We start from the raw sequence: 23,012 nt of genomic DNA on the forward strand, positions 1-23,012 counted from the left end.
AAGTTTGGTGATTTTGAGCCAACATTCTCATGAAACTAATGATCGATCGAACCCTCGATCGATTTATGAATGATTTGCGATCGCTATATATGTCAACTTCGCAGAAATGACCCAGAATTGACATTAAACCGAAAACCACGGCAGCCCAAGCAATCAATTTGAGAATGTATAATAAAAGATTAATAAATAAAAGTAAAATTTTACCTTGATTTCCCACCAAAAAATACCAACATTTAAATCTGATTCTTAATAAAAATATCCAAATATCATCACAAATTTCTTTGAGCCTGCGATTGCCCATAGCATTCTCCATTTAGCATGATTCTTACTCCCTCAGTAAGCTTTACAGAGCTTTAGGCGCTCTAGCTGCTGTTACAAGCCTAAGCCGTAAGGCGATATTTTACCGGAATTAGGGCTATTTTAAAAGTACCGTTGGCGATTGTGCTGAGTATAAACCCATTTGCGCGATCGACTACCTCTAAAGGAATATTAAAAAAAATATTTTTCAGAATTTATTAACATTTATTATAGTAATTGTAAGGTGCCGACCCTAAATATTCTCTGATTCTCCCAAAAAATCAAGACTGGCGCACCCTACTAGAATTGGTCGAACAGTCAGATTCACGCAAGTCAACCGCCAACACATAGTGAGGAAAATTGACAGATGACCGCCGACAAAACCGGATTCAGCATTAGCGCGACCGCCATTCGCCGCCACATCGGCACCCTCATGCTGACACTTGCTATTATAATCGTGGGCTTTTTCTACATCACCCAACTGCCCGTTGACTTGCTACCATCCATCACCTATCCCCGCATCGGCGTGCGCTTAAACGCCCCCGGAGTCTCCCCAGAAGTAGCAATAGACGAAGTGACCCGCCCCCTCGAACAAGGGCTTTCCGCCACTGAAGGCGTCATGCAAGTTTTCTCCCGCACTCGCGAAGGACAAGTCAGCGTCGATTTATTCTTCAAACCGGGGGGCAACATCGACCAGGCCCTCAACGACGCCACCGCCGCTGTCAACCGCATCCGCAACCGACTTCCCGATACAGTTGAATCGCCCACTCTCTTCAAAGTTGACCCTTCCCAGCAGCCGGTTTACGAATTTGCCCTCACTTCCGACTCCTTGCAAGGAGTTGATTTGCGCGTATTTGCCGACGAAGAATTATCCAGGGAATTAAACGTAATTCCTGGAATAGCAGCAATTGACGTTGCCGGCGGCGTGCAAGAAGAAATTCAAGTAAATATTGACTTAAATCGCTTGCAATCTTTAGGGGTCAGTATTTCCGACGTTTTATCAGCCCTCGAAGCCCGCAACCTCGACACTTCTGGCGGGCGGCTGCGGCAAGAAGCAGCAGAACCTTTAACCCGCACCGTCGGGCGATTTCAGAACGCGAAAGAAATTCAGGCAATTTCTTTTCAAGCATCGGGTTCCAATCCGCCAAAACGAGTTTTTTTGCGCGATTTTGCTCAGGTAATTGACGGTACAGAAGAAGAGCGAGTTAAAGTATTTCTCAATCAGAAAGCAGCAGTAAAAATTAGCATTCAAAAGCAGCCGGATGCCAATACAATCTCAGTTGTAGACGGCATAAAAAAGCGGCTAGAAGAATTAAAAGCATCCGGGGCAATTCCCGAAGGTACGACTATCGTCAATACCTTCGACGAGTCTAAGTTCATCCGCGATTCTATTAGCAACGTCCTATTTTCTGGTTTAACCGGGGCTGTTTTAGCGGGGGCATCTGTATTGCTTTTCCTCGCTTCCCTTCGCCAAACTTTGATTATTGTCCTGGCAATTCCCCTCGCAACTTTAATGGCGATTATCCTGATGGGAGTTTTTGGCCTATCTCTGAACGTTTTCAGTTTGGGCGGTTTGGCGCTGGGTGTGGGAATTGTGGTCGATAACTCGATCGTGATGCTGGAGAATATTGTCGAAGGAACCAGCAATAAAAACAGTGGAAACGGCAAGCAGCGCTTAAGTAACAAGCAGTTGATGCAGCAAGCAGAAAAAAGCAGCCAAGAATTAGAATCAGCTTTATTTGCTTCCACTATCACTAACTTAGTTGCCGTACTGCCATTTTTGCTAATAGGCGGCTTAGTTTCCTTACTTTTCAACGAATTAATCCTCACCATCACCTTTTCCGTCGCCGCCTCTCTGATTGTCGGATTGACAGTTGTACCGATGATGGCTTCTCGACTGCTAGCGCTGCGGGTATCCAGCGGTTTGAGCAACTTTTGGCCGCTGCGCGCATTCGATCGAGCTTTTACCAATGCTACCGCCGGTTACGGTAAATTTTTATCTGGCATAGTGCGGTGGCGGTTGATTATAATTGCAGTAGCGATTATTGGATTGGGCGGTGGCAGTTGGCTGATGGCCGGTCAAATCCCTCAGGAAATATTGCCCAGAATTAATACCGGTCAAGCGAGATTGTTCGCTTTGTTTCCTGCAGGCACAAATTTGGCAACCAACCAAAGAATCATGGCAGAAGCTGATAAAATTATCCTCAGCCAACCAGAAACTCAATACACTTTGACGACAGTGGGCGGGCTGTTGTTCGGCAACAACACTGTTGAGAATGTGCTGCGCGGCGGCTGCAACATTACGCTGAAACCAGGCACCAATACATTGGATTTTGTGCAGCGAGTTACGCAAGAATTGAATAAAAAAATTGATTTGCCCAAAAATACTCGTTTGCGTCTGAATCCAGAAAATGTGCGGGGTTTGGTTTTAACTAATTCGCCTGTGCGCGGCGCTGAAGTTGATGTCATGCTTCAGGGCGAAAACGAACAAATATTGCAGCAAGCCGGCCGCGAGATATTGGCAACTTTGGATCAGAAGGTAAATTTAGCTACTTTTCGCCCGGATGCAGACCCGCAGCAAACGGAAGTGCAGATTCGCCCCAACTGGGAACAAGCGGAAATCTACGGGTTGAATGCGAGGCAAATTGGAGAGGCGATTCAGACAGCAATTCAAGGTTCTGTTCCTACGCAATTGCAGCGGGGAAACCGTTTGGTTGATGTGCGGGTACAGTTCGATCGCGCTGCTGTTCAATCGATTTCCGCACTAAAATTTATCCCTTTAACTGCTAGGGATAACAGCATTATCCGCTTGAGCGATGTGGCGAATATTGAACTGGGAAAAGCGCCTGGGGAAATTCAAAGGCTTAACCAGCGCCAAGTTTTCATGATTGCTGGGAATGTTAATAAGGGATCGAGTTTGGGCGATGCTTTGAAACAAGTGGATGCAGTTTTGTCGGAAATCAAATTGCCGCCAGGAGTGCGAGTGATACCTAGTTCGGCGGCGGAAACTAACCGGGAATTGCAAAGTTCGCTGATTGTTTTGGGATCTTTGGCGGCGTTTTTGGTATTTGTGGTGATGGCGGTGCAGTACAATTCGCTTGTCGATCCGCTGGTGATTATGTTAACGGTGCCGCTGGCTTTGGCTGGGGGGATTTTCGGGCTATATGCGACTAAAACTGCGATCGGCGCAACGGTGATTGTGGGGGCGATTTTGCTGGTGGGAATTGTGGTAAATAATGCGATTATTATGGTGGAGTTGGCGAACCAAATTCAGGAAGATGAAAAGGTCGATCGCACAACAGCAATTCTCAGGGCGGCACCTCAGCGCTTGCGTCCGATTTTGATGACAACTATTACTACAGTTTTGGGTTTATTTCCCCTAGCTTTGGGCATTGGAGACGGTTCGGAATTCTTGCAACCTTTGGGGGTTGTGGTGTTTTCTGGTTTGTCGCTGGCAACTTTGCTGACGCTGTTTATTATTCCCTGTTTCTATATTTTGCTGCACGACTTCTTTGGGATGTTGGCAGCGAAGAAGAAACCGCAGGCGGTTGCTATTCCCGTGCAAAAGACGGCGGGAAAGACTCCGAATTGGTAAAATCCCGAGATCTTGCACCATTTTCAAGAACAGGCAAGATGCCTGTTCCACGAATGAGTTTTCTTGTGGGATGAGCATCCTGCCCGCCCGTAAAAGGATTATTGAAAATGGTGCAAGATTTTAGTTAAAATAGAGCCTATCTACGCAGCATATCTAAATATCTTGATGCTGATTTTACCAAAATATGAAAGACAAATTGACTGGTCGTTCTCATACATAAATCAACCCATTAATTCCGAGTGGGCGACGATTGTCAGTGGCGATCGCAAAAAAGTTACTTTAGTCGATCGCAACTTGTCGCCAAAATACGAATACCACCTTCCCGATGAAATTAGCTGTTTAGCCCTAAGTCCCAAAGGCGATTTGCTGGCAGCAATTATGGCAAATGGCAATCATTTAGCAATTGTGACAGCAGAAAACCAGCTAGTTTTTGAAGAACAACTACCTAACCCTCCTGTTAAAGTTTCATATTTGTATAACGATAATGGATTTCAGGACTGCTGGTTTGATACAGACGGCGTGCGTTTTTGGTGCATGAAAGTAATTGGGTTCGAGGAAGTCGAAATTCAAATTCGCGATACCAATTCATGGCAAATCCAGCGAAAGTTTTTGCTCAAAGACCCTTTTGGTGGCAGTACCTTTTCGTTTTGCCCGCACCCAGAAAATCAAATGTTAGCTCTTTGGGCTGCTTCCGGTCAGAACGGACAGCAAATCTACTGGCTTTATGATGATGGTGTGACAATTCACGGCGTGGAGATTCCGTTTCCCGATGTAACAGGGCCCCCAGAATTTCATCCTGCTGGTGGCGAATTTTTGGTTCTAAATAGTTGTGAACGACAACTCAGCCGATTAAGTTTTCCTGACTGCAATCTAATTGGAATATGCGAATGGCCTTGGCCTGATGCGGATGACGGTTTTGGGTATCATATGTGCTACCTATCGGACGAGCGCGTTCTAATTAACACTGGTAATGGGAGAATGTACCTCATCGATATTGACAAAATGGAGATATCAGATGAACTTATTTTAATTGGTCACGAACCGCGTCCGTGTAAAGAACTTTATCCTACTCTTAAGGATCTTAAAGAACAGCTTTGCGGTGATTTGCACCATTTCTATCGTTTTGATTCAGATAGCATTGTGTCGGTTCACTCACAACTGCCGAGTCAAAAACCTGACTGTAAACAGAAGACATTAGTTATCTTCGGGGGAAAAGAGCTGTTTGGTTCGCTGGCGAAGGTACAAGAATCCGCACCCTACAGTAAATTATTCATTCAATCTTTAGGCATTTCTTAAGGATTTTTAATTTTTAACAACAGGCAAGATGCCTGTTCCACAAAGAAAGAATCAGTTTTATTGTGGGGTGGGCATCCTGCCCGCCCCTAACGCGACTGATATCAGATCCGGTGGCATCGGAATTAACATTACCCACAATCAGGACACGGCAGTGCCGTTTCCCTACAATTAATCGGGCGATATTTAAATCTCTGATGGAGTGCTGATGATTATTTTGGAGTAGGGAAACGGCATTGCCGTGTCCTCCGTTGGCTATCATATCGCTCATGAAACCGGAATTGATATGACGCACCCTACGAGAATTAGTCTGTCAGGTGTATTTGACATCATAAATTGTTTATGTTACAATATGTACTACACGCAAATTAGCAAAACAAACTTAAACAAAAATGCCCTACGAAAAATTAGACATATCAACCCCAAAACCCGTGCTATCTTGGGCAAATCACGCCCTAGGCGAAAAAGAAACCAAGATGGCCGCAAACGTAGCATCTTTGCCCTTTGTATTCAAACACGTCGCACTAATGCCCGACGTACATTTAGGAAAAGGTGCTTTAGTCGGTTCCGTAATTGCCACAAAAGAAGCGATTATTCCCGCTGCTGTGGGCGTGGATATTGGCTGCTTTACTGATGATACACAAATTCCTCTAGTTGATGGCAAATCTTATGCGATCGGGGAATTGGCCAGGAGTGAAAAAGAATTTTCGATCTACTCCTGTACAGCAACAGGCAGAATTGTCGCTGCTAAGGCTACAGCCAAATTAACTAGAAAAAATGCCGAACTGGTTAAAGTGGTACTGGATAATGGAGAAGAAATCAAATGCACTCCCGATCATCAATTCATGTTGCGGAATGGTGAATACCGAGAAGCGCGGGATTTGACAACAGGAACGTCATTGATGCCTTTTTATTCCAAAATAGATAAGGATGGGTATACCTTAGTACAGCAAAATTATTCAGGTAGATGGCAAAAAGCTCATTGGATGATTGCTCGTTCTGGTTTGTTAGGATACATACCATCTTTCCACAATCAGAGAACTGTGATTCATCACAAAAACTTTGATGCCACAGATAATAGACCAGAAAATTTAGAATTCATGGGTAATAACGACCATTCTGCCTATCACCGCTCATTAGTTGATAGAAATACCCATTGGCAATCCCTGGAATTTGAACAGAAAAGAAAGCAAGCCCTAGCTAATAAAGCTCAAACCTCAGACGGACACAGGTATTACGCCGAACGCGGAACGAAAAACATCCTTAAGTATATGGAGGATAACCCCGAACACTTCAAAGAGTCAGTTACCGCAAATGGCGAACGAGGAAAGCAGTATCTAATTAATTACAATCAGAGTGAAAAGGGTAAAGCCAAGAGTAAAGAACTTGCTAATCGGCTATACACTTGTGAGACTTGTGGAGATAAAATTAAAACTCCTATCGGACTTCACAACCACAGAACAAATCAGCACGGCTACAACCACAAAGTAGTTGATATTATTCCTTTACTTGAAAAGCAAGATGTCTATTGCCTAACGGTTCCCGAATACGGCAACTTTGCCTTAACTGCGGGAGTTTTTGTTCACAACTGTGGTATGGCTGCTATAAAAATGCCATTCAATGCTAACAAATTAGAAGGCAAACTCAAACAAATTCGACTCGATATCGAAGCGGCGATTCCTGTGGGATTTGCGGAGAATAAAGAAGTAGAAAAAACTGTCACTAATTGGCAAAAATGGGGTGAATTTAAGAAACTTCATCAAGGCGTGCAGCATCAAAACAATAAAGCCTTAAAACAAATGGGTTCCCTCGGCGGCGGCAATCATTTTATTGAGGTTTGCGTTGATAGTGAAAACTTTGTTTGGCTGATGCTGCACTCCGGTTCTCGCGGCATTGGAAATTTGCTCGCACAGCAGCACATCGATACTGCTAAAGATTTAGCTAAACTGGCAGAAATTAATCTGGCTGACAAAGATTTGGCTTATTTTGTAGCGGGCACGCGGGAGTTTGCTGCTTACTGGCACGATTTGCAGTGGGCGCAAGATTATGCTCGTTTTAATCGCGATGTAATGATGAATCGGTTTAAGCGAATTGTGGAAAAGCACGTAGCGGGAGGCAAATCTGTTAAGCCGTTATTAGAGGTGAATTGCCACCACAATTACGCGGAAAAAGAGGTGCATTTTGGGGAAGATGTGTATGTGACTCGCAAGGGTGCCGTGCGCGCGGATGTAGAGGATTACGGGATTATTCCGGGTTCGATGGGGGCGAAGTCTTTCATTGTTAAAGGGAAGGGAAATGCTGAAAGTTACTGTTCTTGTTCTCACGGTGCGGGGCGCTTGATGTCTCGCACTCAAGCGAAGAATGTATTCACTCTCGATGATTTTGTGCGGCAGACTGACGGGGTTGAGTGTCGGAAAGATGAGCAATTTTTAGATGAAATTCCGGGGGCTTATAAGCCGATTGACGAAGTGATGAGTCAGCAGTCGGATTTGGTGGAAGTTGTGGCGACTTTGAAGCAGGTTGTTTGTGTCAAGGGGTGACAGAAACTGGTTTATTTGTACTTCACCTATCTGACAAGTGCTGTATGGGAAGAGGGGGAAATTGAGCTTAACTCGATTTCCCCCTCTTGACAAACGCTTTGTTTTCTGAAGCTTTTCTCTAACAGACCATCTGTCTCCACTCAATTTCTAGCAAGCGCAGGAGTCTTTCATCGCCATTGGCTTTGGCTGCTTGCGTTCGACGATCGAGAATATTGCAAATATTCGCCCGGTGCACTTGCGCCACTTCCACAACTGTTGGGTAAGAATTAACCGCCGCTGGGGCGCTAGCTGCGGCGACATCCCGATCGCCAGCTTGAGAATCTCCCTTTATGGTATAGTTTGGGCCGCCGGATTTTTGGGGCACCGGAATGTGTCTCGGATAGCGGTAGTTCCAGTTTTGGCCCCGATATTTGCCCGCGACTTCCCCTTCGATCATATCTACTGTCGGAATGTCGTACTCGTAGTTTACGCCGCGATAAGTAAGTTTCATATTTTTTGATCCTTATATGTATGGAGATAAAATGGGCAGTCAGGTCAGGTTTGCTTTTTAGTCAGTAAAAATTTTTTACTTTCTGTATTCTATTTTACCATTTAACCAAATAACCAGTCAAGTTAAAAAAAATTAATATTTTCACGGTTAGAGCGCACAAAAAAGCCCGCTACAGCGGGATCTCAAGGTTTGCTGGCGGTCAAGTTCGATCGACTCCAGCAACTAAGTTATGGCTAAAAAACTTTCGAGATCTAGTTTCCCAGCTTTGACAAGACCCTGGCATCCCCTCTCAACTCCCCTTAAACAGGGAAGCGAGGAGGGATCGCAGAGGTGAGCCAATAGGCTCTAGCCGACTGTCACCTGATCGGTTTGCACGTTTGTTGCGCCTTCTTCAGCAGAGGCGATCGCCACCAACTTGTCGAGAATTTCCTGACTCGGAACTTGACCTTTGAGAACAACCGTGCTGCTGAGCTGAGCCACATGAACAGTATCGATATCAGCAACTTCGGCATCGCCGTCAAAAGCTAAAGCAACCCGCTTCGCTAAGCCACTTTCGTCAAAATTTCCGTCTGGGCCGACTTTAGCAGGAGCGATAGATTGCGTTTGGGCAGCTTGCTGTACTACTTGTGCCATCGGTTCAGCCGGGGCTTCAGGCTTTTCGAGTCCGAACAGTCTTTTAAACCAACCCATAGTAGTTGAGTCTCCTGAAAATACACTTTTTACACAATAGCTCTAGAATTCCAAAAGACTCGTAATTGTTGCAAAACTCAGCGAAATTTATCAAAATGTTTTATCGGGAGACTTTCACAATCTAAAATCTTAAATAGTATCTAGATGTTGATGTTGCTATTTGATGTATAGGACGATCGCTACGCCTTGGATAGCAGAGGCGTAGTCGAAATAGTTGCCCCACTGTCACCTTAAAAAACTGCACAATGGGCCGGAATACATTCCCGGTTTGTTTAATTACCGGGGACATCTCGTGCCGGTCGTCGAACTGTGCCCACTGATACAGCGGACGGTAGCCCGCGCTTAATTGGGGGTAGTCCTGCATAAGTAGTGATGCGATTCGATCTAACCCGGTCTGTAAAAGCAGATGAAAGGCAAAAATCACTACTTGTTTACCAACTAGCAATTACCAATTACCAATTTAGGACTGACGCACGATTGTTTAGAAACCGGGTTTTTTTATGAAAATACGCGTTGTAGACCGCACTCAAGGTAAAAAACCCGGTTTCTGGGTCCCGATGCGTCCAGGACTGCAATTCTCAAGTCCCAATTACTACTCACCAATTCCCAATTAGAGATAGTTAAATCTCATGCTTAACTTTTTAGATAATAGTGTTCTGCTTCCGACCAATTCAGTTTAAGCAACGAATCATCTCCCCATTTCAGCTTGAGATTCGGCTTAATTGCTGTCACACCCAAAGCGCTAATAATCTGCGCTGCTACAGCTTTCGCCAACAGCGGCGGTACAGAATTTCCGACTTGGCGAAAACCGTGCCATTTTGTGACGTGAAATCTAAACCAGTCAGGATAGGAATGCAGCCGCGCAGCTTCTCTGACGGTAATGCACCGAGGCGCGATCGGGTGAATCGGTCTCGGCGAAGTATAAGCCCCCCTCGCCCTGTCGGTTCCAGCCCTGAGAGTGTTGCAAACCCCCTGGGGATGAAGCTTGTAAAAACGGCTGATCGGCTCTTTTTCGCCCTGTTTAGCAGCATGAAACCTTTCGATACATTCCAGAGAATGTTGAGTTCGCAAACTACAAGAGAGGATTTCTTGATCGTACTCGCGATTGTAGGAATAATCATCATCCAAACCTTCGATTCCGCGCATTATACTCGCATAAGTGCTGCTCTTTCCGTACTCCGCGATTACCCAATCTCGGTGCAGCAACTCGCTGTACTTTTCCACGTCCGGCAAATCTCCAATCGCCTCCCAAACTGTCGGGACAGCAGGTAAATTAACTTTTTTATAGCGTTTAGGAACTTTAATTTTTGGCAGTATAGTAGTTGGTTGAGGGTATTTTGGCAGCTCGTACTCTTTTTTGCAGCCAATCAGAAACAATCGTTTGCGAGCTTGCGGCACTCCGTAGTGAACGGCGTTGAGAACTTGATAGTTTTCTTCTACTTGATAGCCTGCTTCCAGAAAAGAGCTAATTAAGACATTCAGGAGTTCTTTGTGTTCTCCTGATGCAATTCCCGGCACATTTTCCATTACGAAAAACTTGGGTTTTAGCTCCAAAACTAAGCGCTGAAAGTGAAAAATTAGAGAATTTCGCGGGTCGTCCACATCGCGCTTGCCCATCATGGAGAATCCTTGACAGGGCGAACCGCTGATTACTACGTCTATATCGCGCCGGCCGATCGCCGATTTTTTCCGAATTTCCGATCCCGTAAGGTCTGCGACATCTTTGCACACAATAGAGCACAGCGGGAAATTAAACTCGTGTGTAGCGCAGTGAATTGGGTCAATTTCGACTGATGCAAGTACGTCAAAACCTGCTTGTTCAAAGCCCAGTGTCATGCCGCCCGCGCCTGCAAATAAATCAACAGCGATCGGTCGCTTTTTCCGATTGCTTGGCATAACATTTCAATAACAAAGTTGCTTTAATTTGCTGTATTTAATTTAACATTTTTCATTATTTCCGCAGCGGCCCGATCGCACACACCCACATCTCCGAGACTTTCGCGCATTTCCCGATAACCTGCCAAAGTTTGCTGGCGTCGATCGGCATTTTGCAGCAATTCCAGTGCGTGGTTCACTATATTTTCCGCAGTCGCCTCGTCTTGCAGCAACTCCGGGACGATCGGCTTCATTTGCACCAAATTGGGCGGAGACATAAAAGGAATCGAAAATTTCAGGACGTGGCGAGCAATAATCGCCGTAATCGGACTGACGCGGTAGGCGACAACTTGCGGAACGTCGAGCAAAGCTAGCTCCAGATTAACAGTACCAGATTTAGCGATCGCCAGATCCGCAGCCGCCAAGATTTCCAGAGTTTGATTTTCTAACAAAGTAGCCCGCAAACCGTAATTCTCGATCGCCTGTTCGATTTTGCTGCGGAAAGCTTTGTTAGCAAGCGGAATCCAAAAATGAACTTCCGACAATTTAGCTTGAATAATTTGAGCGGCCTCAAATATAACCGGCATCAGGTACTTGAGTTCTTGGTGTCTGGAAGCGGGAATTAGGGCGATCGACACCTGTTCCGGCTCAATTCCCAAAGTTTTGCGGGCAACTTCCCGGCTGGGTGCAGATTGCATTCTATCCACCAAAGGATGCCCAACCCAACTCACTTCGGCTCCTTTTTTTTGATAATAACAAGCTTCTTCGGGAAAAATTGCCAAAAGTTTGTCGCAAATATTGACAATCAGATCGGTATTGCGAGGAGAAATCGACCAAACCCATTCTTGAGGTGCGATGTACCAAACCACCGGCAAATCCGGCAAACAGCGGCGGATGTAGCTGCCAATGCCGAGATTTGGAGTCAAATAATCAATCAATACAACCGCATCGGGGGAGAAGTTTTTTAGATATTGTTTAGCTTTTTGCTGAACTTTGATCGTCGGCCAAATATAGGGTACAGATTCTATAAGGCCCATAGAACCAATGCCCGCAGTATCGCCTAAAATAGTAGCCCCAGCTTCCGCCATACGAGGCCCGCCCAATCCTGTTATTTCTAACTCCAAGCCAGCGGCGACAGCGTGACGTTTTAAGGCGGCAACTAACAATGCTCCTTGCAAATCGCCAGAAACCTCACCAGTGCTGATAAAAATTTTCATATTCTGACTTTAAACAGGTGAGATGTTTGCTAATAACTCGGTAACAGCATCATATTGATCGGGCATATTAGCACAGCGTAGGAGTAATTCTAAGTCTAGAGCGGGAAGGAATGTACTCCGGGCCACCTGCTCATAATTTTCACCTGTTAAGTAATAGAGAGATAACTGACTATTTTGCCAAAACCATACTTCCCGAACGCCCAACCTTTTGTATAATTCTAGAGTATTTATCCCCCCACTGGTAATTACGACTTCAATAGCAATATCTGGGAATGTTTTTGGGGTTCCTATGTCATAGGAATCATCCGGCTCTTTTCTACCGCCTAATTCTCTGTTACCCAGAGTCGGCCCGCCCTTACCGTAAAATCGAATCCCATTTGCTCTCATATATGCCTCTAGGAGCATACAGAGAGTTTTTTTGATGATTTCGTGTTCGGGCGAGACAGTCATAATTTGCAGTATTCGATCGAGATAGAAAAATTTCACACCGCCGATATCTTCAAAAGCTGCTTCTATCGCTTCAAACTGCTCCCAGCTAACGCCGTTGAAAGTCATGCAGCCATCTTTTCCTGCATCGGGAGATATAGATTTGGCTAAAGTAGATAAATTCATAGGGCAAGAATTGCTCAGTTCATTAGGTTTATTCTACCTGATTCATTTTTTCCCTGGAATCAAACCGCGCCGCCCTTTCGTTATAGACTGCTGCACAAATCTCCGCAGGTGCTGCAAATGGGGGTTTTCCTGCAACAAATCCAACTCTTCCAAAGCTTGATTTAGAGTGTAGCCAGAACGGTATAAAATACGAAAACTTTTCTTCAAAACTAGCAAATCTTCTGCGGTAAAACCTGCGCGTTCGAGGCCTATTTTGTTGATTGCTCGCACTCTCGAAGGATTCCCCTCGACTAGCATATAAGGAGGCACATCTCGATCGATCCTGCTCAAGCCGCCCACCATAGACAAGCGGCCGATGTGGACAAACTGATGAACGCCCAAAACACCGCTCAATCGGGCTTGAGATTCGATTTTAACGTGTCCGGCTAAGGCTACAGCATTCGCGATAATTACTCGATCGGCGATCGCGCAATTGTGTCCCACATGAACATAAGCCATCAATAGATTATGATTGCCAATTGTCGTGCTTTCCCCCGCTCCAGTAGCGCGGTTAATTGTCACGTATTCCCGAATCTGATTGCTGTCGCCAATTTTCACCCTAGTCTGAGAACCCTCGTATTTCAAATCTTGAGGTTCCAAACCAATCGCCGCACCGGGGAAAATTTGATTTCGAGCACCTATTTCTGTTAGCCCGTCGATAATTGCATGAGCACCAATCTTAGTCTCCGGCCCGATTTTCACTCTTTCTCCAATTACAGCATAAGCTCCCACTTCTACAGTCGGGTGAAGTTCAGCACCGGGATGAATCACAGCAGTTGGGTGAATCAAAGTAAGCATTTGTCAGTTTTTTGCTGGTAAGTGGGAAGGAAGTTCGGCAACGCGCAGTGTAAGGGATTGAACCGATTTAACGGATTTAACGGATGGATGTTGACGGAAGACGGAAGGAAGAAGGAAGAAGGAAGAAGGAAGAAGGAAGAAGGAAGAAGGAAGAGGGAAGAAGGAGTTTTTCAAATTTTAAGATTACTTCGTTCCTCGGAACGCTTCGCGGTTTTAATTGAAATTCAAAACTCACAACTCAAAACTACGCGCAAGCCCTCACCAATTCCCCAATTTAATCTACCATCGAAAACATCAATTCTCCTTCACAAACTTTTTGTCCGTCTACTTCAGCCAGAGCCTGTATTTTTGCGAAGCGACGGCGTTTTACCCACAGCAATTCTACAGTCATCAGCAACTGATCGCCCGGTACAACCTGACGGCGGAACTTGACTTTATCAATTCCCGTAAACATCCACAATCCTTGCTCAATGTCGGGCAACTGAGCCAGAACCATACCGCCAACTTGAGCCATCGCTTCAACAATTAATACCCCCGGCATAATCGGCCGTCCGGGAAAATGCCCTTGAAAATGCGGTTCGTTAAAAGTCACATTTTTAATTCCTACAGCCCTCTCGGACGGCACGTAATCAACAATCTTGTCAACCAGTGCAAAAGGATAGCGATGAGGCAATAATTTCTGAATTTCTTCGAGAGTAAAAGTAGATTTAACCGCTGGAGAATCCTCACCGTTTTCGGTGGGAACGGATTCAGAATTAGCAGTATTGAGGGTGTTAACTTCAGTCAGCGTGGACATTGCTTGAAGACTTTTGAGTGTGGTAGAAACGCGAGGGATCGCGTCTTGGGTTGTGAATTGTAACGGTGACTTGGCTGGCACCTTTTCTAACTTGTCTCCTTCACGGCCCAACCTTGGGATTTCAGTGCTAAGGCGAGTTGGACGTGCAAGTTGTGACTGGCTTTGTAAGCCAAGTAGTGAGCTTTTGGCCAAGTTCCCAGCAGGCTGAGGTCGCCTACTAAGTCTAAGATTTTATGGCGCACCGGTTCGTTGGCAAATCTCAAAGGCGGGTTGAGCCAGCCGGATCGATCGCAAACTAGGGCGTTTTCTAGGGTACCACCTTTGATCAAACCTGCTTGTCGCAATTGGTCAACTTGGCGAGCAAGTCCAAAAGTGCGGGCTGGGGCGATCGCGCTAGCAAAACTTTCTGCCTCTGGCGACCAACTGTACCATTGATTGCCGATCGCCTGTTCCTCAAAATCAATTCCGTAACTAAAGCGAGTTTCGGCTGACGGTACAGCCGCTGCAAAAGCATCCCCGTGACGCACCCAAATAGGCTGTTCTAGGACGCAGGAGGAAGTGGGGTCTTGCTTCGGTTCTTGAGGAACTAAGCCGGTACGGGCGATCGCCTCTACCCAAACCAGAGCCGAACCGTCCAGCAGTGGCAATTCCGGCCCATCAACCTCAATTCGAGCATTATCCGCTCCCATCCCCGCCAAAGCGGCTAATAGATGCTCTACAGTGCGAATTTGAGCCTCGATACCTGCCAGTTCAGTTGAAAGTGCAGTCTGACAAACCGCATCAATTTTTGCAGGAATTATTGGATCACCGGGCAAGTCTATTCTGACAAAATAGCGACCTTCCCCAACCGCAGCAGGCAAAACTCGGACGCGAGTTTGTTCGCCGCTGTGCAAACCGATTCCCGACAGTTCAAATTCAGATTTTAAGGTACGTTGAGTCATTAGTAATTAGTCATTAGTTAGTAGTCAGTAGTTAGTAGTCAGTAGTCAGTAGTCAACTGCCAACTGCCAACTGCCAACTATCAACTGCTTTCCTTAGAATCGCTCACCAATCCCAAAGTGAATTTGATTGTCGCCGGTGTCGTTGATACCGTAATCGATCCGGATTGGCCCTAAAGGAGATTGAATCCGCACGCCGAGGCCGTAACCGTAACCGCTACCGGGCTTTTCGCGGATACCGGCCGGGTCGCCCGGGACATTTTTGCCCGTGCCCAAGTCGGTGCCCGCATCCAAAAATAGCGCTCCGCCGATAAACGAAATAATCGGGAAACGGTACTCAACGCTGGCTTCTAGGAAGCTGCGACCGGCTCCCAGGTCGCCTTCGTCGTATCCGCGCACCGAGTTGGCGCCGCCCAAGGCGAAGGCTTCGTAGGGAGGCAAATCTCCGAATACGGTGCCGCCTCTAAAACTGAATGCCAGGGTTTGAGGGCCGGAGGCAAAGTTAGTGTACCTGACTGGTAGGTAAAAGCTGTAGCTGGCCCGCAGGCGGTTTAACAGGATGCTGCCGGAACCTACAGGAATCGATTGTTCCACCCCAAACCTGAGCAAAGAACCGCTAGTGGGGCGGAGGGCGTCGTTGCGCCGATCGCGCACAACACCTGCTTGCAGTGTTGTCAAGTCGTCGGAGCCGGAATCGCTAAAACTCAACTGGTTGCCGAGTTCGTCCTCGGATTCGCGACGGCCTTTGCGATCGGTAATTGAGACGCGCTGGTACTGCAAACCGAGTGAAGCAGTCCACTCAGAATCGGCAAAAAGATTGCGCGACAGGGGACGGGTGAAATTGATGCCGGCACCGGTGCGAACGATGCGGGGTCGATCCTCGTTGGGCAATCTGACTTCCCGTTCGCCACCGTCAAAAATCACGCTGATCGATCGTCTTCTAAAAACATTAGCGGTGAAAGAAGTGCGGTAAGGATCGCCCGCAATCCAGGGGTCAGTAAAACTCAGGTCAAACAGCGTTTGGCGTTCGCCGATTTGTACTTCAGCCCCCAATTTCTGGTTCCTACCGCCCAAGTTTTGCTGCTGGTAACTCACCGTACCGAACAAACCCGTCGCGGAACTCAAACCCGCACCAGCCGCCAAAGAACCAGTATTTTTCTCGATGACGTTGACAATTACCCTTGCCTTGCGGGGGTCAGTCGTTCCCGGTTCCAAGGCAAGCCGCACGTCTTCAAAAATTCCCAAACCAAACACCCGTCTCAAATCCCTTTCCGCCTTGGTGCGGTTAAAGATGTCTCCGGGCTTGAGTTCTACTTCGCGGGTGACGACAAAGCGGCGGGTGTTGCCTCCGATGGGCTGACCCGTGGCATCCGTTGCCTCTCCCTCCTTGTTCAGGAAGCGGACATCAACGGATTCGATCTGGCCTTCTGCCACTACCAGGGTGACTGTGCCGTCCTCTCCTACTTGCGGGGCATCAGTGATTTGGCCCAAAACATAGCCGTTCTCTTGGTACCACGCATTAATTTTTTTCACTCCCTCCTCAAAGCGGCGGAGGTTGAGAATTTGGCCGTACTGATCGCGGAAGCTTTCGTCAATTACGCTTTGGGGCAGCACTTGCTGGCCGGTGATTGTCACTCCCCGCAGCACCGGATTTGCCTGCACAATAAAAGTCACCCGGACGCCCAACGGGGTGTCTTCGGGTACTGCCCGCACGTTTCTGAAAAAGCCCGTGGCAAAAATGGCGTTGATGTCTTGTTGCAGTTGGGTGCGGTTGGTCGTGCGTCCCGGTTGGGTGCTGATAACTCGGTAAATCTCGCGTTCCAAGTCTCCCGTCGCCCCGGTGACGGTAACTTCTGCAACTAGCACTTGGGGTTCGGCCGCCCCGGCGGGTGCGGGGGTTTGTCTGGGCAGCGGTGCTGGGCCAGGGGGCAATGGAGGAACGGTGTTAGCCGGCGGTCTGGTCGGGGCAGGTCTGGGGGGAACTGGGGCGTTTTGAGCGATCGCCCCTGATTCCTCTGCTTTCCCTAACTCTGCTGCGATCCAGGCGGGCGTTACAGCCGCTTCCGATGGGGGGAGCGGGCTGCCCAGTTGCGTCTCTGGCAGGGCGTTTTGGCTGCTAGAGGCAGGGGAGGGGTTGGATGCTAGCTCGGGTTTGAGTTGAAGGCTCGGAGGTAAAACCGGGGAAGCCGGGTCTGTGAATCGGTCTGGGGGTTTGCGGTCGTTCTCTCCTCTGTCAGGGGCCGCCGCTATTTTTAGGGCTTCGGCTTTGCTAGTTTTAGCGGCTTTGCGGTTTTGAGGAGGATTTTGGGTTAATTCTGGAATGGGGCGATCGGGTAATTCGATCGACGGGGCGGGCGGAACGGCAGCCAAAGCTTCCTCTGCTGATTCAGAGTAGGATGTTTGGCCGTTTGCCGAATTTGATAACCCGAATGTTGCTGAGGCAGTAAAAACTGCCACCAATACAGCAGATAAACGCATTTTTGTTCACTTTTTTGGGCAATCAACACACCACATTAGTCATTATTCATTAGTCTTAGTCATTAGTTATATAAGTCGGTTGAATTTCGCGCTGACCGCTAATTGATGACTGTTGACCGCTGATTGCTGACATCGAAAGCAGAAGGGTGACAAACTGTGCAATTTTAGCGCATTGTTAAGGCCTCTAAACTTTCTGAGCTAAAACCCGCTGGAGAACTTGCTGGTAAGCACTTTCTACCGATCCTAAGTCGCGCCGGAATCGGTCTTTATCCATAACACGGGCATCGGGGTCAGTTTCTGTGTTGTCCCATAGGCGGCACGTGTCCGGACTGATTTCGTCGGCGAGGATCAGATTTTGATGTTGGTCGATACCGAATTCTAGTTTGAAGTCTACTAGGGTGATGCCGCACTCGGTGAAAAATTCTTTGAGTATTTCGTTAATTTCGCGGGCGGCGATTTCTAGTTGGTCTACTTGTTCGGGGGTAGCTAGCTGCATTAACTGGATTCTGCCGCGGGTCAGTAGCGGGTCTCCCAAATCGTCGTTTTTGTAATAAAATTCCACCAGCGGGGGATTGACAATTGTGCCTAGGGCGAGTCCTGTTTGCTTGCAAAGACTGCCGGCGGCAATATTTCTGACTACGACTTCCAAGGGCAAGATGTGGACGCGACAGACTCGCATTTGGTTGGGGGCCGGCGTGTCGATGAAGTGTGTGGGAATCCCTTTGGCTTCTAGCATCCGAAACAGGTGCGCGGATACGGCGCAGTTGATTTCGCCTTTGCCGACGATGCTGCCGCGTTTCTGGGCGTTAAAGGCTGTGGCGTCGTCTTTGAAGTGGGTCAGCAAAATTTCGCTGTCTTCGGTGGAGTACAGGATTTTGGCTTTGCCTTCGTAGAGTTTGCGATCGGCTGACATGGCGATTAATAATGTAGATAAGTTTTAGATTTTACAGTAGCTCGATCGGGCGTTATTGGCGAGTTTTTGGATCTAGGCTGCCCCACTTAGGCCCCGGACGGGCGAGTACCCCTGCAGGTAGATACCGCGATCGGCTGAGGCATAAATGATTCTTGACAAAGGACAATAGAGATGAGACTTGCTGGGTTCGCGATCGGTGCGCGATCGACCTCGCCAACGAGACTGATGCTTACAAAACATCTGCAAAGTGACTAATTTATGGAAGACAAAAAAATTCATATCCTCTTGGTTGAAGATGATGAGGTTGATGTAATGAACGTCCGGCGAGCGTTCAAAAAAAATAATATCGTTAACCCTCTCTACATGGCAGCCAACGGATTAGAAGCTCTGTCTATATTGCGCGGAGAAGGGAAAATCGAGCCTGCAATGCCTCAAGCGCGCCGGTTAATTCTGCTGGACTTAAATATGCCGAGAATGAACGGGATCGAGTTTTTGCGAGAATTGCGACTAGATGAATGTTTGAGGTCGATTCCGGTGATCGTCCTCACAACTTCTAATGAAGATAGAGATAAAGTAGAAGCTTATAATTTGAATGTAGCGGGCTATATTCTTAAACCTGTCACTTTTTCTAATTTCGTGGAAGTTATGGCTACCCTCAATAGATACTGGATGCTGAGCGAAATTCCCTAAATTAAGATAAATTTTAACAGGAAATTTTTCAAGGTAGCTTTGGTAATTTTTCAGCGGTGCATTTATTTTAATTACTTTTTGTAGGTCGCAGCTTTTTCGGAGTAATCCACAATTCGGTTGTTATGGACAAACTTATCAAAATTCTGATTGTTGATGACGATGCAGTCGATCGGATGGCGGTCAAACGCTCGCTCAAGTCGGCAGGCGTTTCTGCAGAAGTTATTGAAGCAGAAAACTGCGCCGATACCCTGGCAAAACTCTCGGTAAGTAAAAATTCTACCCAGGTAGCAGCGAAACTATCCAAACAAAATAAATCTCAACTTTTAAGCGAGGTTGAGGAGACAGAAAACGGCCTGCTATTAAATCAGATATTTGAGTGCGAATTTGACTGCGTATTCCTCGACTACGGATTGCCGGACGGAGACGGACTGAGTTTGGTACAAAATCTACGGGAAGCTGGGCTAAAAGTTCCCTTAATTGTCCTCACAGGTCAAGGCGACGAACAAATTGCTGTGGAATTGATGAAGGCTGGAGCTTCTGATTATATCGCTAAAAACAAGCTTTCTCCCGAGAGTTTATCCCGCAGTTTGTATAATGCTATGCGCGTTTACCGCGCCGAATCTCAGGCTTTTCATACCAGCCAAAAACTTAAGGAAAGTGAGGAACGGTACAGGTTAGTTTTAGAGGGAGTGAACGACGGAATTTGGGATTGGGATTTAAGTAAAAATGAGGTTTATTGGAACGATCGCCTTTTGGAAATTATCGGTTTGTCGCGAGAGCAATTTGGCAGGACTATGGAAGCTCTCTACAACCGCCTGCACCCCGAGGACAAGGACGGCATAGTCCGGGCGATCGCCGCTCACTTGGAACAAGAAATAGACTATAATGTAGAGTTTCGCCTGCTGCACTCTTCGGGTTTTTACCGCTACTGCACTTCTCAGGGAAAAGCTCAGCGGAATTATCATGGAAAACCGCTGCGGATGGCCGGTATGATTAGCGATATTACTGAGCGCAAACAGGCGGAAGATGCTCTGGAAAGGGAACGGCAGCAACTGAGACAAATTATTACTTGCGTGCCTGTAGCAATGGCGATGTTCGATACACAAATGCGCTATATGGCTAACTCTAAAAAATGGGTTAGTCAATTTAATTTGGAGTTGCCCTCCCTAAATAATCTCAGCCATTACGAATTGTTTCCAGATACGCCAAATCGCTGGAAAGCCATGTATCAAGAAGTGCTCAAAGGCCAGGTAGTGTCTGTGAGCGAAGATGCCTGGGAACGAGCAGACGGATCGGTTCTGTACCTGCGGTGGGCTGCTCACCCTTGGTACGATCCCGACGAAAAAGTCGGGGGAATTGTGATGGTTGCCGACAAGATTAATGAGTTGGTGGAAGCGCGGGAAACTGCCTTAGAAGCGAGCCGGGTGAAGTCGCAATTCTTGGCGAACATGAGTCACGAAATTCGCACTCCGATGAATGGGGTTTTGGCAATGGCTCAATTGCTGCTGCGCGCTACTCTGGAACCGAAACAACAGGAGTGCGCTCAGACTATTTACCGCAGTGCTGAACATTTGCTGAACGTTATTAATGATATACTCGATTTCTCTAAGATTGAAGCTGGAGAAATGCGGCTGGAAAAGGCGGATTTTGATTTGGATAGCTGCGTTGAGTCGGTGATAGAAATGACAGCGCATTTGGCAGAGGAAAAAGGTATTGAATTGAATATTTTAGTTGACAGTTCAGTGCCGAGAAAGTTGGTGGGCGACTCTGGCCGATTGAAGCAAGTTTTGCTGAATTTGGCGGGAAATGCCATAAAATTTACCGATCGCGGTCAAGTTCTAGTTCACGTAACTGTGAAACAGGGCAACCGACTGGCAGACGGTAGACAAGGGGCAAGATTGCTATTTTCGGTGCGGGATACTGGCATTGGAATTTCGGCAGAAGGGCAAACAAAGCTGTTCCAATCTTTTTCTCAGGTAGACGATTCTCCTACTAGGCCTTACGGGGGGACGGGTTTGGGTTTGGCTATTTGCAAGCAGTTAGTGGAGATGATGGGAGGCGAGATTGGAGTTCGCAGTTTGCTAGGCAGCGGTTCGACTTTTTGGTTTACTGTACCTTTGGAAAAACAGTTGCAAGTTGAGCCTCAAGATCCCGAACTTGCGGGCAAGAAGCTGTTAGTAGTCTCTGGAAGCGCTTTGAGGAGGGCAGCAGTGCGATCGCTCGCTCAAAGTTGGGGTGCCCGCTGCGACGAGGCAGAAACTGCTGCTGAGGCTTTGAGTTGGTTGAACAAGGCCCAGGGCCGGATTTCTCAACATTCGGGAGAGGGGGAAAAAAGCTGGGATGTGGTGCTTGTGGACTTGCAAATGCCAGAGTTGGATGCGGAGGAATTTGCTAGGGAAGTGCGATCGACCTCGACAGTGGGTTCGTTAATCGCCATGACTGCTTTGCGGGAACAGCCGAACGCTGAAGCGCTTTGCAGTCGGGGTTTTAGCGGGTATTTGATCGAGCCGGTGCGGCCGAGCCGCCTGCTTGAGGCTGTGCTGGCACCGGTTAAGGGAACGAGAGAGTTTGGGAGGTTGGAGGCTGCTAATACTTACAAGTTGCCAGCAGTTAATTCTCAATATGTTACTCCCAATTCGCCGTCATCCTTAAGAATTTTGCTGGCGGAAGACCACCCGATCAATCAACAAGTGCTTGTCGAACAGTTGGCAGTTTTAGGCTATCACGCTGACTGCGCGGTCAACGGTCAAGAAGCGCTGGATTTGCTGGCAAAAAAAAGCTATGATTTAGTGCTGATGGACTGTCAAATGCCCGTACTTGACGGTTACAAAACGGCGCAAAAGTTGAGGGAAATCGAAGGAAGCGATCGGCATACTTTTGTGATGGCTTTAACTGCTCATGCTATGCCGGGGGAACGAGAAAAGTGTCTGGCGGCGGGGATGGACGATTATCTCAGCAAACCTGTAGATTTAGATGCTTTGGCAGCGGCGCTGAAAAAGTATGAAGCCCGAAATGTTCAGTTTGAAAATAAGTATGGAGTTAAAAGTATTAATTCGGAAAATAAATCTCAATTAGCAACAAGTTATACAGAAGTTTTGGAAAAAGCGCAGATTGTGGCTGTGCCGGCACCAAGGGCGATCGCACTTCAAACTTGGGAAGATAGAGACTGCGACGGACTGTTCGACAAGAGCAGATTGGAGCAACTGGGACGAGTTAATATTAAATTGCCCGAGCGACTTTTGCAAGCTTTTGTGGCAGACGCGCAAGCTGATGTGGCTGCTGCCAAAAGAGCCGTAGAAGCTAAAGATTGGCAAACTGTGGAATATCAAGCACACCGTCTCAAGGGAACTTCGGCTAATGTGGGAGTTGCTCGGATGTCGGATTTAGCCACACAATTGGAGCATCAAGCGCGAGGCCTTCAATCTGAACCATCAGGGGGGAAATTGTCAAGTATTGAGAAGATTGAGAATATATTAGTGAGTTTGTCCAGTCATTTAGCCCGGGTTCAAGAATTTGTGGAAACTCGAATGTTTTGTTAATGTTTAAGTCTGTTTTTAGTGGGGAGATACGTCGGCGATTTTTAATCGCCACTCCTACACCAACTATCGTCCCTCTCTAAGAGACTAAGACATAAATTCGGCAATTGAAATTGCCACTACATCAACTATCTTCCTTTTATAAAAGACTAAAAAATAAAATCTTTCTGTCTTCCTTCATTCTGTGTCCTCTGCTTTCTCTGCGGTTAATTAAA

The 23,012-nt window shown here is 47.1% G+C and carries 18 protein-coding genes; 6 read left to right on the forward strand and 12 right to left on the reverse strand.

Features of this window, described 5'->3' with window-relative positions; genetic code table 11:
• Positions 1–301: hypothetical protein (locus E5S67_RS32450; RefSeq protein WP_216670478.1), on the reverse strand; the 301-nt coding region annotated here is incomplete at its 3' end.
• A gap of 363 nt (positions 302–664) precedes the next feature.
• Here E5S67_RS32450 and E5S67_RS15210 point away from each other — a divergent pair.
• Both E5S67_RS15210 and E5S67_RS15215 read left to right on the forward strand, forming a co-directional pair.
• Positions 665–3,892: an efflux RND transporter permease subunit gene (locus E5S67_RS15210; RefSeq protein ID WP_172188582.1), complete on the forward strand. Its 3,228-nt coding sequence runs from the start codon at positions 665–667 to the stop codon at positions 3,890–3,892.
• 165 nt (positions 3,893–4,057) lie between these two features.
• Complete coding sequence (locus E5S67_RS15215) at positions 4,058–5,188, forward strand: hypothetical protein (RefSeq protein WP_172188584.1); 1,131 nt, start codon at positions 4,058–4,060, stop codon at positions 5,186–5,188.
• Positions 5,189–5,201: 13 nt separating this feature from the next.
• Here E5S67_RS15215 and E5S67_RS15220 read toward each other — a convergent pair whose 3' ends face one another.
• Complete coding sequence (locus tag E5S67_RS15220) at positions 5,202–5,456, reverse strand: hypothetical protein (protein ID WP_172188586.1); 255 nt, start codon at positions 5,454–5,456, stop codon at positions 5,202–5,204.
• 121 nt (positions 5,457–5,577) lie between these two features.
• Between E5S67_RS15220 and E5S67_RS15225 the strand changes: the two genes are divergently transcribed.
• Positions 5,578–7,725, forward strand: a complete 2,148-nt coding sequence (locus E5S67_RS15225) for an intein-containing RctB family protein (protein WP_172188588.1) — start codon at positions 5,578–5,580, stop codon at positions 7,723–7,725.
• A gap of 118 nt (positions 7,726–7,843) precedes the next feature.
• Here the strand turns inward: E5S67_RS15225 and E5S67_RS15230 are convergent, their stop codons facing one another.
• From E5S67_RS15230 to lpxA, 6 genes are all read right to left on the reverse strand, one after another.
• On the reverse strand, positions 7,844–8,215 hold the full coding sequence (locus tag E5S67_RS15230; RefSeq protein ID WP_172188590.1) for a DUF4278 domain-containing protein: 372 nt from the start codon (positions 8,213–8,215) through the stop codon (positions 7,844–7,846).
• A 345-nt stretch (positions 8,216–8,560) separates the two neighbouring features.
• Positions 8,561–8,905: a BON domain-containing protein gene (locus E5S67_RS15235; RefSeq protein WP_172188612.1), complete on the reverse strand. Its 345-nt coding sequence runs from the start codon at positions 8,903–8,905 to the stop codon at positions 8,561–8,563.
• A gap of 633 nt (positions 8,906–9,538) precedes the next feature.
• Positions 9,539–10,801 (reverse strand): DNA cytosine methyltransferase, encoded by a 1,263-nt coding sequence (locus tag E5S67_RS15240; RefSeq protein ID WP_172188614.1) that lies wholly within the window; start codon positions 10,799–10,801, stop codon positions 9,539–9,541.
• Between the two features lie 23 nt (positions 10,802–10,824).
• A complete protein-coding gene (lpxB, locus tag E5S67_RS15245) occupies positions 10,825–11,997 on the reverse strand; it encodes a lipid-A-disaccharide synthase (protein ID WP_172188616.1) in 1,173 nt (390 codons plus the stop codon).
• 9 nt (positions 11,998–12,006) lie between these two features.
• Positions 12,007–12,609: a Uma2 family endonuclease gene (locus E5S67_RS15250; RefSeq protein ID WP_172188618.1), complete on the reverse strand. Its 603-nt coding sequence runs from the start codon at positions 12,607–12,609 to the stop codon at positions 12,007–12,009.
• 42 nt (positions 12,610–12,651) lie between these two features.
• Complete coding sequence (gene lpxA / locus E5S67_RS15255) at positions 12,652–13,446, reverse strand: acyl-ACP--UDP-N-acetylglucosamine O-acyltransferase (RefSeq protein WP_172188620.1); 795 nt, start codon at positions 13,444–13,446, stop codon at positions 12,652–12,654.
• 83 nt (positions 13,447–13,529) lie between these two features.
• Here lpxA and E5S67_RS15260 point away from each other — a divergent pair, with 83 nt between their 5' ends.
• On the forward strand, positions 13,530–13,667 hold the full coding sequence (locus E5S67_RS15260; protein ID WP_172188622.1) for a hypothetical protein: 138 nt from the start codon (positions 13,530–13,532) through the stop codon (positions 13,665–13,667).
• 53 nt (positions 13,668–13,720) lie between these two features.
• Here the strand turns inward: E5S67_RS15260 and fabZ are convergent, their stop codons facing one another.
• The 4 genes from fabZ to purC form a co-directional block, all read right to left on the reverse strand.
• Entirely contained in the window at positions 13,721–14,242 is a 522-nt protein-coding gene (gene fabZ, locus E5S67_RS15265; RefSeq protein ID WP_172188664.1) for a 3-hydroxyacyl-ACP dehydratase FabZ, read from the reverse strand.
• Between the two features lie 86 nt (positions 14,243–14,328).
• On the reverse strand, positions 14,329–15,183 hold the full coding sequence (gene lpxC, locus E5S67_RS15270; RefSeq protein WP_172188624.1) for a UDP-3-O-acyl-N-acetylglucosamine deacetylase: 855 nt from the start codon (positions 15,181–15,183) through the stop codon (positions 14,329–14,331).
• A gap of 93 nt (positions 15,184–15,276) precedes the next feature.
• The gene (locus tag E5S67_RS15275; protein ID WP_172188626.1) at positions 15,277–17,658 is read right to left on the reverse strand and encodes a BamA/TamA family outer membrane protein; all 2,382 of its coding nucleotides are present in this window, start codon (positions 17,656–17,658) and stop codon (positions 15,277–15,279) included.
• A 184-nt stretch (positions 17,659–17,842) separates the two neighbouring features.
• On the reverse strand, positions 17,843–18,571 hold the full coding sequence (purC, locus tag E5S67_RS15280; protein WP_172188628.1) for a phosphoribosylaminoimidazolesuccinocarboxamide synthase: 729 nt from the start codon (positions 18,569–18,571) through the stop codon (positions 17,843–17,845).
• Positions 18,572–18,829: 258 nt separating this feature from the next.
• Here purC and E5S67_RS15285 point away from each other — a divergent pair, with 258 nt between their 5' ends.
• Both E5S67_RS15285 and E5S67_RS15290 read left to right on the forward strand, forming a co-directional pair.
• Positions 18,830–19,261 (forward strand): response regulator, encoded by a 432-nt coding sequence (locus tag E5S67_RS15285; RefSeq protein WP_172188630.1) that lies wholly within the window; start codon positions 18,830–18,832, stop codon positions 19,259–19,261.
• Between the two features lie 122 nt (positions 19,262–19,383).
• A complete protein-coding gene (locus E5S67_RS15290) occupies positions 19,384–22,800 on the forward strand; it encodes a response regulator (RefSeq protein WP_172188632.1) in 3,417 nt (1,138 codons plus the stop codon).
• Positions 22,801–23,012 lie beyond the last annotated feature (212 nt).

This window comes from Microcoleus asticus IPMA8, from assembly GCF_013179805.1.
GTDB classification, from domain to species: Bacteria; Cyanobacteriota; Cyanobacteriia; order Cyanobacteriales; family Microcoleaceae; genus Microcoleus; species Microcoleus asticus.

Coding starts and splice junctions, on each gene's coding strand:
- E5S67_RS15235 (WP_172188612.1), bottom strand. CDS start 8,905: ATGGGTTGGTTTAAAAGACTGTTCGGACTCGAAAAGCCTGAAGCCCCG.
- E5S67_RS15290 (WP_172188632.1), top strand. CDS start 19,384: ATGGACAAACTTATCAAAATTCTGATTGTTGATGACGATGCAGTCGAT.
- E5S67_RS15215 (WP_172188584.1), top strand. CDS start 4,058: ATGCTGATTTTACCAAAATATGAAAGACAAATTGACTGGTCGTTCTCA.
- E5S67_RS15285 (WP_172188630.1), top strand. CDS start 18,830: ATGGAAGACAAAAAAATTCATATCCTCTTGGTTGAAGATGATGAGGTT.
- E5S67_RS15225 (WP_172188588.1), top strand. CDS start 5,578: ATGCCCTACGAAAAATTAGACATATCAACCCCAAAACCCGTGCTATCT.
- E5S67_RS15260 (WP_172188622.1), top strand. CDS start 13,530: ATGGATGTTGACGGAAGACGGAAGGAAGAAGGAAGAAGGAAGAAGGAA.
- E5S67_RS15275 (WP_172188626.1), bottom strand. CDS start 17,658: ATGCGTTTATCTGCTGTATTGGTGGCAGTTTTTACTGCCTCAGCAACA.
- lpxA (WP_172188620.1), bottom strand. CDS start 13,446: ATGCTTACTTTGATTCACCCAACTGCTGTGATTCATCCCGGTGCTGAA.
- fabZ (WP_172188664.1), bottom strand. CDS start 14,242: ATGTCCACGCTGACTGAAGTTAACACCCTCAATACTGCTAATTCTGAA.
- E5S67_RS15220 (WP_172188586.1), bottom strand. CDS start 5,456: ATGAGCGATATGATAGCCAACGGAGGACACGGCAATGCCGTTTCCCTA.
- E5S67_RS15240 (WP_172188614.1), bottom strand. CDS start 10,801: ATGCCAAGCAATCGGAAAAAGCGACCGATCGCTGTTGATTTATTTGCA.
- purC (WP_172188628.1), bottom strand. CDS start 18,571: ATGTCAGCCGATCGCAAACTCTACGAAGGCAAAGCCAAAATCCTGTAC.
- lpxB (WP_172188616.1), bottom strand. CDS start 11,997: ATGAAAATTTTTATCAGCACTGGTGAGGTTTCTGGCGATTTGCAAGGA.
- E5S67_RS15250 (WP_172188618.1), bottom strand. CDS start 12,609: ATGAATTTATCTACTTTAGCCAAATCTATATCTCCCGATGCAGGAAAA.
- E5S67_RS15230 (WP_172188590.1), bottom strand. CDS start 8,215: ATGAAACTTACTTATCGCGGCGTAAACTACGAGTACGACATTCCGACA.
- lpxC (WP_172188624.1), bottom strand. CDS start 15,183: ATGACTCAACGTACCTTAAAATCTGAATTTGAACTGTCGGGAATCGGT.
- E5S67_RS15210 (WP_172188582.1), top strand. CDS start 665: ATGACCGCCGACAAAACCGGATTCAGCATTAGCGCGACCGCCATTCGC.